Source organism: Paenibacillus radicis (ex Gao et al. 2016) (assembly GCF_014641555.1).
In the GTDB taxonomy this organism is placed as follows: domain Bacteria; phylum Bacillota; class Bacilli; order Paenibacillales; family Paenibacillaceae; genus Pristimantibacillus; species Pristimantibacillus radicis.
The window spans coordinates 49,197-61,250 of record NZ_BMHY01000021.1; the positions used below are offsets into that span (position 1 = coordinate 49,197).

A 12,054-nucleotide genomic window follows, 5' to 3' on the forward strand; every position below is an offset into this window, starting at 1 on the left:
ATGCCGATTCCTCCTCCCTTTAATCGCCGCCCGGCGTGAATAACTCAGGCGGTTGGCCAACCAGATCCTTGCCGACCAGCTCCCTCGCCAAATGATTAGAAGGCGCCAGTACAAGTCCAGCCCGCACATCCCGGTACAGCCGTTCGATCGTCCCTTTCTTGTATCCGTACCCTCCGGTTACGTCCATGGCAATGGAGACGACCTGATTGGCAACTTCCGTTGCATGGATTTTGAACTCAGTCGCTTCGTACCAAAGCTCGCCCAGCAGCCTGCCCTCCGCTTCATACCGGTTGTACTTGTCGGCCAAAGATAGCTGCCAAGGCTTCAAGCTGCTTAACGCAATTTTCGCTTGCGCCAGCTGCTGGCGAATCACCTGATAATCGGCAAGACTGCGGTTGAAATCGCGATGCACCGTATTTTTCACCCGGTTGACGACGATGGACAACGCCTCCTCCGCCACCCCGATCCAAGCGGAGCCGATGCCTAGCAAATAAAGCGGATCGACGCCATTAAATGCGATTTCAATCGCCCTGTTCTCCCCGGCAAGCAAATCCGCACGCGGCACCTTTACGCCATCCAGCTTTAGCGGCCCGCTTTGATTGCCCCGAACACCGAGCGCCTCCCAAGGTCCAGCTGTAATGCCGGGGTCCTGCCCGTCGACAATGAAATAGCTCAGATCAGTCGGCTTCTCTGCACCTGGCGTCCGGGTCTGGAGCACGTAGAAGTCGGCATGCCCTCCACTAGTCGTGAACGACTTTTCCAAATCCAGCACATAATCATTACCATCACGTTTCGCCTCGCTCAGATTGAACCAGGTATGGCCTCCCGTCGCTTTCTCGCTCATGGAATGCGTGCCAATCGCACCCGTTCGGACTGGCTTCAGCCAGCGCCTCTTCTGATCCTCCGAGCCGTAGTAGACGATTGTTTGCGCCGCCCCTACATGCATTACATAGATTAGAGAAGTAGAAGGGCAGCCCTTGCCGATCTCTTCCGCTGCGAGCGCGAACGCTCTATAATCGAGACCCAGACCGTCATATTCGGTCGGAATAATCATGCTGTTCCACCCTGCGTCCGCCAGCGCTTGCAGATTTTCTGCCGGAAATACGCCTTCCCTATCAATCCGCTCTGCATTAGGTCTAATCACTTCATCCACTGTCCGCCGAACTTCGGCGATCAACGCTTCATATGAAGCTTCCGAAACTGTTGTCGTATTTACTGCTGTCATCCCGTAAAACCTCCTTCATAATTAAGCCGCCGTTTCTTCTCCGGATCCTGTACCGGAAATGATTCGCTGCGCGATCGACGGATCACGCTTCATTTGAACCCAAGCATAGATCAGACTAATCACAACAACCGCCGCTATAATCCATGGAAAATAACTGACCGGCTTCGGCTGGCCGGGCTGAACCATCGCCCATAGCGGAAGCGCGATGCTGATTACGCCCAGCACAGGCAGCACATACCGCTGGATAATCGTCAAATCCTTATTCGGGTAGATGATAACGGCGATGTTAAGCAGTGCGTAAATAATGAGCAGCGGAATCGTACCGATCGTGCCTAAATAGCCAAAGCCAGTCACCCATGCGCCGCCCGCAAAACCAAACAGCAGTGCAAAAGCGATGCCAAGTCCGCTTATCAGCGATAACGTGCCGGCTGGCGTCCGCCATTTGGAAACAAAACTAAGCTTCGCCGGGATAAGCCCTTCACGAGCCGAATTGAAGGCGACGCGAGAGAAGCCGTTCAAGCAAGCGATCGTCATGCCGACGATGCTCGTAAAGCCGGCAATCACAGCCAGAAATGCAAACCGGCCCAAGTAACGGTCAGCAACCTCTATAAAAGGGTTCGAGCTCTTGATCAGCGACTCATTATCATTGCTGAAGCCAGTGACGACAGCGTAGCTGACGAACAAATAGAACACCGTCATGACCGCGATGCTGATGAGCACAGCGCGTTTCGTGTTGCGCTTCGGATTTTGCGTCTCTTCCGCCAGCGCGGCGGAGTTCTCAAAGCCGATGAACAAATAGATGGCTAGCGGGAACCCTAGTCCGATGCCGGCCAGACCGCCAGTAATAGAGGACGGAGCAAATGGCTTCAGCGACAAGCCCGCCGGCGGATCAAGAAGCACGTAGACCGACACGCCGACCAGCACGAGCACCTCAATGACGAGCGCAATCGTTGCGATTTTCGTCGAGCGGTCAATTCCGATAATCGTGAGTCCCCATATGAGGAGGCCAAGTACAACAGTCGGGATCGCCCAATGGACATGAATGCCGTAGAGCGCCAATGAGTCTGACGTCCAGCCTCCCAGCTCAATAAAAGCCGAGCCCGCAAGAAACACCGTTCCGACTATAAAGACGATGGAGGCCGCCGTTCCGGTCAAGCCGCCGAACGCCATCCCGATATATTTGATAAGCGAGCCGCTCGACGGATGCTTGGCGGAAAACCGGGTGAGACTCAGCCCTACGATAATAATGGCAATTGCGGATAAAAGAATCGTGAGCGGCGAGCCGATGCCGGTCGCGATAAAGATAACCGGCAAGCCGTAATAGATAGCGGCTGCCGGCGCCATCTGTGCCAGCGTTGAACCAATTGCGTCAAACAGACTTAACTTTTTTGCAGGCGTTAATTGACCCGTGGACATTGCTTCGGTCGCTTGATTACCCATCATAAAATCCTCCTAAATTTCGTTTTAAAGCGATATAGGCATCAAAAAAAGACTGCTCCGCATCTCCCTGCCTTTGGGAAAGTGGAGAGCCTTCGGTCGTCCGATCGGATCCCTTCATCTTACAATTAAATGCGACAACCGCTAACTTCCCGCAGCCGTTGCTTCTTCGCGAACGGTTCCATCCGCATTAGTGTTGGCATCGGCTGCTGCCTCCTGCTTCCGCACGAGCGGAATGACCTGCTTGCCGAAAGCCTCCAGTTCGTTGTCATAGTGAAGAAAGGCGGTAAGCACCAGATCGATGCCGATCTCTTTCAGGCCGGCAATACGTTCCGCCACTTGTTCAGCCGTTCCGATCAACCCGGTCTTGAAGCCGTCGTTGAACTGGATTAAATCCTCGAAGCTGGAATTGGCCCACATCCCTTCGCGTTCCGATGACGCCTGACCCGCCTGCTTCACCTGCTCGCGGAACGCTTCCACGACCGCCGTATCGGCATTATCGATAATGTCCCGCAGCACTTGCTTCGCTTCCTCCTCCGTATCCCGGACAATAACGAAAGCATTCACTCCGAATTTGACCGTCCGGCCGTATTCAGCGGCGTAACTGCTCACTTCATCGATCTGCTTCTTCAAGCCTTCCAGATGGTTGCCGTTCATCAAGTAGAAATCCGACACCCGGCCCGCCATACGCTTTGCAGCTTTGGAGTTGCCGCCTTGATAAACAGTTGGACCTGGCGTCTGAAGCGGGCGCGGTTTATAGTCCGCGTCGCGAAGCCGGTAGAAGTCGCCGGCAAAGGTGGCCTGATCCGACGTCCACAGCTCGCGCAGCACTTCAATAAACTCCTCCGAGCGGCGATAGCGCTCGTCATGATCGAGCCACGGCTGACCGAGAGCGATATACTCCTCCTTCAGCCAGCCGCTGACAACATTGATGGCAGCTCGGCCGCCGCTCAAATGGTCGATTGTCGTCAGCATTTTCGCCACGATAGCCGGAGGCCATAAGCCGGAAGCGACCGCGGCGATTAAGCCAAGCGACTTAGTCTTGACCGCTAAAGCCGCGGCGAAGGTGAGCGACTCCCATTGATTTTCAGCGTCGCTGCTGGCGACGAAGCGCGTCGGCAGCAGCATCTGGCTGAAGCCCGTCTTCTCTGCAGTATCCGCGTACCGGACATTGGCTTCAAACGACGAATCGGTTCGCTGCACCAGCTTTGTCGCAACCTGCCCGCCATCCTCCAGTGGAGCCCAATAGCCAAATTCGATTGCACCCATTTCCATATGAACCTCCTTCTTTATGATCTCGCCGGAGAAGCTTCTGCAACCCCAGCCTCCGACGCTTCGCTCCCTTTCGAGGAAGGAATTTCGTTGTTGGCGATCAGCTCCCCAAATGGGCTAATAAACGCTCTTTCATCTTGTCCTTCACGCTTGTTCAGCGGCAGCAGCGGGAATAGCAGCTCGGCTGTCCGATACGCTTCCTCCAAATGCGGATATCCGGATAAAATAAACGTCTCCATGCCGATTTCGGCATACTCTTTAATTCTCGCCGCCACATTTTCCGGACTGCCAACAAGCGCCGTTCCCGCTCCGCCGCGTACAAGTCCGATGCCCGCCCAGAGGTTCGGGCTAATCTCCAGCTTCGAGCGATCCCCTTTATGCAGCTCGCTCATTCGCTTCTGCCCTTCGGAATCCATCCGTGCAAAAACTTGCTGCGCTGAAGCGATCGTTGCCTCATCCAAATGAGCAATTAATTCCTCTGCCGCTTGCCACGCCTCTTCCTCCGTCGGACGGACGATAACATGCAGCCGGATGCCGAACTTGAGCTTCCGCCCTTTCGCAGCGGCCAGTGCCCTCATCTTCTCGACCTTGCCGCGAACCTGTTCCGGCGGTTCTCCCCAAGTCAGATACACATCGACATGATCAGCCGCGACCTCCATTGCCGCCTCCGACGATCCTCCGAAGTACAGCGGCGGATACGGCTTTTGCACAGTCGGATAAAGCACTTTGCCGCCTTCGATCCGCAGATGCTCACCTTCGAAATCAACGGTCTCTCCTGCAAGCTCCTTACGCCATATATGAAGAAATTCATCGGTCAGCTCATATCTGGCGTCATGATCAAGAAACAGTCCATCGCCAGCCAGCTCAATTGGATCGCCCCCCGCCACCACGTTAATGAGCAATCTGCCGCCCGAGAAACGGTCCAGCGTGGCGGACATTCGCGCAGCAACGGTCGGCAGCGTCAGACCGGGTCGAACAGCAACGAGAAACTTTAATCTCTCTGTAACGGGCACCAGCGTGGAAGCGACAATCCAAGCATCCTCGCATGATTTTCCTGTCGGCAACAGCACGCCGCTATAGCCAAGCTCGTCTGCCGCCTGCGCAATTTGCTTGCAGTAGTTATAAGTAACGGCTCTTGCGCCTGTAGCCGTTCCGAGATAACGGCCGTCCCCGTGAGTCGGTATAAACCAAAACAATTCCATGTTCGTTCTTCCCTTCTAATTCAGAATTTGAAGTGCTCGCCGCCCGTAAGTTAGACCAGCGTCTTCCCTTCCTTGCTCGTCCGCTTGAGGAGATCCCAAATCGGATCAGTCAGCCGCTCCTTCTCGAAGGCGGCATATTGATTGGCATAGCCCCTGACCGGATCACCCGCATAGAAGCGCTCGTAAAGCTCATGTCTGGCGCCAAGCGGACTGCCGATCAAATCCCAGGCGAGCTTGAACAGCTGCACTTTTTTCTCCGCGCTGACAGAGGCGCCTTCGAAATATTTGTGCATCAGCTCAGAAAGCGGTCCGTAAAAGTCCTCAACACCGGATGGCGCTTGAACGAAACCGCCGCCGCCCACCTGCTGCAAAATCTCTAGCGCGCGCGGATAAAATTTCGTCCCAATATTACGTGCCGTATCGATATACGACAGCTCGGGGACGAGCACGCCGGATGCATCGGGCTTTGCTTGCGTTTCGGAAGCGATCACCAGCGCTTTAATCACTTCGACCTGGGTCAACAGCTCGCCAAGCTTCTCCTGTACATGAAGAAAGCCTTGGGCACCGATCGATTCCGCTACCGCAAACGCTACGCCCGTTACAAACTCCAGCTTCGCTACATAGCGAACGATATTCTGATGAAAGGCGAGGGCATTAGCGGTTCGGTTGCCGCGCAGCGTCAATACCTTCTGCGCATCTCCGTACAGGAGAACCCGTTCCCACGGAACCAGCACTTCATCGAAGAAAAGCACGGCATCCATCTCATCATATTTGGAGCTGAGCGGATGATTTCGTTCATTCGCGCTTGCGAACGTCTCCCGGCACACGATATGCAGTCCTGGCGAATTGGCGGGCACGATTAGCACATGAGCATGGTTGCGGTTGGAGGCGTCGAACTTCAAAAACGACGAAATAATAAAATCATGCGTGTAGGGCGCTCCCGTAGCGATCATTTTCGCACCGCTAACGACGATGCCCTCGCTATTCTCCCGTACGACATGAAGGAAACGGTCGGCAATGCGCGCATCGTCCAAATTTTTCGACCGGTCGATCTGCGGGTCAATAATAGCCGTCGTCAAGAAACGGTCCTGATCCCTGGCTTCCTCGTAATAGCGTGTAATTTTATCTGCAAAATGCGGGTCTAGCGTCCCTAGCTCTTCTCTTGCTGCATACCACCCGGTTACGATAGAACGAGCATAGTCGGACAACCTGCTCATCATACCGTGCGTTTCCTGAGACCAGCGGGCAAATGACCGGCTTCGCTGGGCCAATTGCTCCCCCGTGTACGGAACAAGGAATGAGCTATGTGAGTAACGATCCGATTGTCCGACTTGATAGCCTACGATCTGTTGAACTGATGGATCGTCCAGCATATTGAACAGCTGCCTTATTGTATCCAGCGTTCCCTTAAAGGCGGGATGCTCCGGCAAATTTGTAATTTGCGTCCCTTCCAGCCATATTTTCCGGCCATCGTCCAAGCTGCGAACGAAAGTATCTCCCCTCAATCCGTTCTCCCCTTTTCGAATAAACTTTTTACACTATCCCAATTGATTTAATTGGTTTTATTTATTATGATAGCTATTAATTATTCGGCTTCAACCATTAATTGGGCCTAAAACGTTGCAAATCCGACACTTGAATCCATTTTGTATGGATCCTGATCACTTAATCCTACATTGGGCAGCAAACTGTTTGGCGGTCACCCATTGAATGAGATAGTTATGGAAGAGAATGGCGTGTTGGTTTTCCAACATTAGGAGTTCATTTGTTGTATAGGAGGGATTATTGTATGTCAGCCGAACAAAACCAGCTGAATGAGGATCGCCGCGTTAGCCGGACGAAGCAGTTCATCAGCGGAGCGCTGCTGGAGCTGCTTCAGGAAAAGCGGATTGAGGACATCGCGATTAAAGATATTACCGAGCGGGCGAATGTGAACCGCTCTACTTTCTATGCCTACTACAGCGACAAATTCGACCTGCTGGATCAAATGACAAAAGCTAAGCTCGATGAGCTTTCAAGGTTGTTAATTGCAGGAAATGCCGCAGCCTATCTGCCCGATTATAATGAGCCAGACCCTTTTTTCTCCACATTGTTTGACCACTTAGAGGAGAATGAGCCCTTCTATATCGTATTGTTCACGCGTCTTGGACCCGCTTCAGCAGCCAATGACTATCCGAATGCGATGTTCGCTGTCATTCGCGACGCGTTTTACGCCCGCATCAGCTCGCTTGGCATGAGCCAGAAACAAGCTGTCCCCGTTGACTTGCTGCTTGACCATATCAGCTTCTCCACCTTCCACTCCGCGAAAAAATGGATGGAGCAGCGCATGATTTATTCATCGCGGCATATGGCGCTGCAGCTGACGCGCTTATCTATTTTGGGCGGTTATCGGGCAATGGGCTTTGTCGTCTCCTAGCGTATTTTTCAACCTAAGCAACATATATAACATTTTCCTAAACAGGCGAAAACAAAGCCAAGATGTGTGATTGTGCTGCTCCTGCAGAACGATTATGATAAGCTTACCTTTCTTGAAGAACTGCAAATAGAGAAAAGAGAGACTAAGCCATACTTTCAGGGGATAGGAGTCAGCCGTAAAATGAACACTACTTTGCAGCATGCACAAGCTGCGCCATTAAAGAAAAAAGGGGCGTTTCCACTATCGCTCATCTGCTTGACCATCGGTGCTTTCGCGATCGGGATGACCGAGTTTCTCGTGATGGGATTGCTCCCAAACGTAGCTGCGGATTTGAATGTAACGATATCGCAGGCTGGACAAATTATTACCGCATATGCGCTGGGCGTTGCGATTGGTGCACCGGTACTTACCATGCTTACCCACTCTTTGCCTAAAAAAAGATTATTAATCTTGCTGATGCTAATTTTTATTCTTGGCAATGCACTTTCCATGATTGCACCGACGTATCCGCTGCTCGTTGGCGCCCGCGTTCTGACTGCACTAGCCCATGGGACATTCCTTGGCGTCGGATCGCTGATCGCCACTTACCTCGTTAGTCCCGAGCGGCGGGGCAGCGCCGTATCTATCGTGCTGGCAGGCCTGACAATCGCCAATATTATCGGGGTACCGATCGGAACGTTTATCGGTCAGCATTTCGGATGGCGGGCTTCCTTCGGCGTCATTACGATACTGGGTATTTTCTCGCTTCTTGGCATTATGCGGTTTATACCCGTCATCCGTGGAGACAAAGCTTCGAGCCTCGCGCAGGAAATCAGCAGCGTACTAAAACCGCAAGTGCTGCTGACATTGCTCTTCGGATTGTTCGGCTGCGCTAGCCTGTTCGCCATGTTCACTTACATTTCGCCTGTCCTGCAATCAATAAGCGGCTTTCAGGAAAACAGCGTCACCTGGATTCTCGTTATTTTCGGCATCGGCGTCACAATCGGCAACATCATCGGCGGTAAATTGGCCGATTGGAAGCAGCTCCCGTACTTAGCGATCAACTACGCTGTGCTTGCCATCGTTCTCGCGGCATTGACCGTTATGCTGTCTAATCCGATTCTTGCCGTCATCACTATTTTCCTGTGGGGCGTTGCCGCTTTTGCCATTTTGCCGGGCATTCAGCTGCGGACAATGACGCTAGCCGGAGACGCGCCGATGCTCACGGCTACAGCTAACCATTCGGCCTTGAATATCGGCAATGCGCTGGGCGCTTATACAGGCGGTGCCGCCATCACTTTGGCGGGTTTGCACTCGCTCACTTGGCTGGCCGCCGGACTCGCAACGCTAGGCTTGATCGGCGTTCTGCTCAGCTTCATGCTCGATCGCAAAGTGAAATTGAAAGCGGCGCAGTCGTGAACCACAAATAGATAATAATAGAAGAATCAGCATACAGGACCCCCTCGTTTATTCCAGACGCGGGGGTTTTCTGGTACCTTTCAATGATTGATTTCATGAACCCAATAAGCCCAAAATGTAAAAGTACATTTTGATACGGCTCCATTCGGCTAAAATCGCGTTCAACATGCAAAAATACATTTGGAATCGCCCCATTTAATCCGATACCCGATTTTTCCGCCAATCAACCTGCACATTTGCAATTTGATGCGATTATTCGCCGAAAAACCAGCCAACAACCTGCACTTTTACATTTTGAATACCCTAACCCTAGTAAAGCCCCCGCCAGCTCCTCTAACTAGTCCACAATGAAAAATGACAAAATCACCTTCGCTTTCGTGTTGACATTCACGCGGCGTAAAGGTGTAGGATAGCTTTAGGTCAGGAGGGATGCAGAATGGAATATACAATACAGAAGCTAGCGCTCCTGGCGGGCGTCAGCACCCGGACGCTTCGATATTACGATGAAATTGGACTTCTCAAGCCGGCGAGAATCAATTCATCGGGCTATCGCATTTACGGGCAGCAAGAGGTGGATCGGCTGCAGCATATTTTGTTCTATCGGGAGCTGGGTGTCAGCTTGGATGAGATCAAAGACAGCGTAGCCTCGCCAGCTTTTGACGCCGATCGCGCCTTGGAGGAGCATCGTGTGAAGCTTCTGGAGAAGCGCGAGCAGCTGAACAGGCTGATTGCCAACGTCGACAAGACGTTAGAGCAGCGAAAGGGGAAAAGCGCAATGAGTGACAAGCAAAAATTCGAAGGCTTCAAGCAAAGCTTAATCGACGATAACGAGCAAAAATACGGCAAAGAAATCCGTGCCAAATACGGAAACGAGACGATCGACCGTTCGAAAAAAAAGCTCAAAAATATGACGGAAGAGCAACATGCCGCTATTGAAAAGCTAAACGAGCAGCTTCACCGCAAGCTTGCCGAAGCGTTCGCCACTGGCGACGCCGCTGGTGTTCTTGCCCAGGAAGCGGCCGATCTTCATCGCCAGTGGCTTACCTTCTACTGGGACACATACAACAAGGAAGCCCATGCAGGTGTAGCCCAAATGTATGTCGACGATGAAAGATTTACGGCCTACTATGACAGCGAGCAGCCTGGAACGGCCGCCTTCCTGCGGGACGCAGTCCTTATCTATACAGGTCGCGCTTAATTGTGATTCATGCACGTGTACAAATCCCCCTGCCAATCAGTGTTGGCAAGGGGATTTTTTCGCATGCAGCTGGCGGCAGGCCGCTTCTGCTTATATCCGGTTTAAGATCAGGGTGCCCGCAGGCGGAACGTTCCAGAGCCGAAGCCCCACCTCAAATAGCTCTCCCTCCTCCGCTAAATCCCCCATACAATCTCTAATTTCCATTCTCCAGCGATCCGAGCTTCCCTCAAAGTCAGCGTAGATCCCCTCGTTTCTCGTTCCGTTGACGAGCATAACGGTATCCGGCAGCTTCCGCTGCTGCAGTTCCATTACCGTTCGGCCATACGCAACCGATATTAACTTATCCTCATTGCTAGCCGTGACGAGCGGATACAACAACTCGGGATAATGCGGCTCCAGACGGCCATCTAACAGCAGCGACCGGTTTTCCTTCCAAAATCGGAGCCAATAGCGGACCATCTCCGCATGCTTCTGCGGCAGCCGTTCAAGCCGGACGGAAATTTGCGGCACCGCGAACAATACGTTAATGAGCTGCAGCGCCGCACTTTCCGGTGCCTCTTCAGGATGCCACATCAGCATGTCCGCATGGGCTGCAGTCGAGCCGGCGAGCAGCCGGATATCGATCGTCCGTACCCGATTTTCCACCGCATCATTCGGACAATCCGCGGCCCGGAACATGTTGCCGTACTTGCGCATATAGGGACCGACATAGCTTTGGCGGAATTCCAGCAGCACATCGGGCTTAAGCTCTCTAAGCCGGCCTGCAATATCAGACATAAGCCGGTCTACCGCTTCGGGCACCGATACATAATCCATTCCTGGACCATATGCCTGCTTATTATCCGCCGGGGCGTTAAAACTGTCGATAAAATCAAGCTTAAAGCCGTCCAATCCCCATTCGAGCATTGCTTGCTCATATATCCCGATTAAGTAGCTTCTCACCTCCGGATAGCGAGGATCAACAACGCCCCAGCCCCTTTCCTCCACTGTGTACAGCATCCTGTCGCGGAATGGTGTCCACGCCTTGCTATGCATGCCGATATAGGGAACGGAATACCATAGCATATATTTCATGCCGAGCTGATGCACGCGTTCAACATGAGCCTTCATATCCGGCATTTTATCCGTGCATACTTCCCAATCTCCGCAATAGGCATAGCCCCGGGCGTTATTGGCGGTTTGCCAGCCATCATCTACTATGATCGCCTCACAGCCCATCGCTTTCGCAAGCCGGCACTGCTCCTCTATCTCGCCCGGCTCCAGTTCTTGATGAAAGCTGTACCAGGTGGAATACATCGGCTGTCTGGCATGTTCAGGCACCGGCATCGGCGTCATACCCGGCATGCTGCTCCACCATTCACTTACCCCTTCCAGACTGGAATAGTAAGCCCCCGCCCGGGTATCCACCCGAAGCGTCGATTCATATGAATCCAACGGCGCTGAAAGAGCTTCGAAAAGCGTAACCGAGCAATAGAAATCAGCCGTTTCTTCATGCACGCCAGCTTTGCAGGTTACAGCATTCAATGTATCGGAAAAGGCAAAGGTAAGCTTATTGCTTCCGCTCCCGCTAAACAGGCAGACGACTGGAGCAGAATTCGTCAATTGGCTTCTATAGCCGCCGGTCCAATCCGGGGCCAGTCCGCGATTGCGGTAACCATTTGGCTGCCATACCCCTTGAACATCGACGATGGGCTGCTTCCATTCCAGCCGGATTACCGGCGGTGTCAGCAGCGATGATGCTTGCAGACGCAAATGGACGAGCTCCTCGCCTTCCTCTAAAGACTCCACGGATAAACTCGCTTGAAATCGTTCATCGTCAATACCAGTCAACGTATAGCTGTGTTCTGACAATAAGCTGGGTTGGGACAGTATCATCTCTCTTCTCCTTATACGTGAAAAATGAAAG

9 protein-coding genes are annotated in these 12,054 nt (G+C 52.8%); 3 read left to right on the forward strand and 6 right to left on the reverse strand.

Going from position 1 to position 12,054, the window contains the following annotated elements:
• Nucleotides 1-19 precede the first annotated feature (19 nt).
• The 5 genes from IEX98_RS27455 to IEX98_RS27475 form a co-directional block, all read right to left on the reverse strand.
• Nucleotides 20-1,225, reverse strand: coding sequence for an acyl-CoA dehydrogenase family protein (locus tag IEX98_RS27455; protein WP_188892882.1), 1,206 nt, complete (start codon nucleotides 1,223-1,225; stop codon nucleotides 20-22).
• A 21-nt stretch (nucleotides 1,226-1,246) separates the two neighbouring features.
• Entirely contained in the window at nucleotides 1,247-2,668 is a 1,422-nt protein-coding gene (locus tag IEX98_RS27460) for an APC family permease (protein WP_188892883.1), read from the reverse strand.
• Nucleotides 2,669-2,806: 138 nt separating this feature from the next.
• Entirely contained in the window at nucleotides 2,807-3,931 is a 1,125-nt protein-coding gene (gene sfnG / locus IEX98_RS27465) for a dimethylsulfone monooxygenase SfnG (protein ID WP_188892884.1), read from the reverse strand.
• Nucleotides 3,932-3,951: 20 nt separating this feature from the next.
• Nucleotides 3,952-5,136 (reverse strand): FMNH2-dependent alkanesulfonate monooxygenase, encoded by a 1,185-nt coding sequence (ssuD, locus tag IEX98_RS27470; RefSeq protein ID WP_188892885.1) that lies wholly within the window; start codon nucleotides 5,134-5,136, stop codon nucleotides 3,952-3,954.
• 50 nt (nucleotides 5,137-5,186) lie between these two features.
• On the reverse strand, nucleotides 5,187-6,641 hold the full coding sequence (locus IEX98_RS27475; protein ID WP_188892886.1) for a 4-hydroxyphenylacetate 3-hydroxylase family protein: 1,455 nt from the start codon (nucleotides 6,639-6,641) through the stop codon (nucleotides 5,187-5,189).
• A gap of 284 nt (nucleotides 6,642-6,925) precedes the next feature.
• Between IEX98_RS27475 and IEX98_RS27480 the strand changes: the two genes are divergently transcribed.
• The 3 genes from IEX98_RS27480 (at nucleotide 6,926) to IEX98_RS27490 (ending at nucleotide 10,148) form a co-directional block, all read left to right on the forward strand.
• Nucleotides 6,926-7,552 carry a TetR/AcrR family transcriptional regulator gene (locus tag IEX98_RS27480; protein WP_188892887.1) on the forward strand — a complete coding sequence of 209 codons (627 nt, stop codon included), beginning with the start codon at nucleotides 6,926-6,928 and terminating at the stop codon, nucleotides 7,550-7,552.
• 180 nt (nucleotides 7,553-7,732) lie between these two features.
• Nucleotides 7,733-8,950, forward strand: coding sequence for an MFS transporter (locus IEX98_RS27485; protein WP_188892888.1), 1,218 nt, complete (start codon nucleotides 7,733-7,735; stop codon nucleotides 8,948-8,950).
• Between the two features lie 436 nt (nucleotides 8,951-9,386).
• Nucleotides 9,387-10,148, forward strand: coding sequence for a MerR family transcriptional regulator (locus IEX98_RS27490; protein WP_188892889.1), 762 nt, complete (start codon nucleotides 9,387-9,389; stop codon nucleotides 10,146-10,148).
• A gap of 90 nt (nucleotides 10,149-10,238) precedes the next feature.
• Here IEX98_RS27490 and IEX98_RS27495 read toward each other — a convergent pair whose 3' ends face one another.
• Complete coding sequence (locus IEX98_RS27495) at nucleotides 10,239-12,023, reverse strand: glycoside hydrolase family 36 protein (RefSeq protein ID WP_188892890.1); 1,785 nt, start codon at nucleotides 12,021-12,023, stop codon at nucleotides 10,239-10,241.
• Nucleotides 12,024-12,054: the final 31 nt, after the last annotated feature.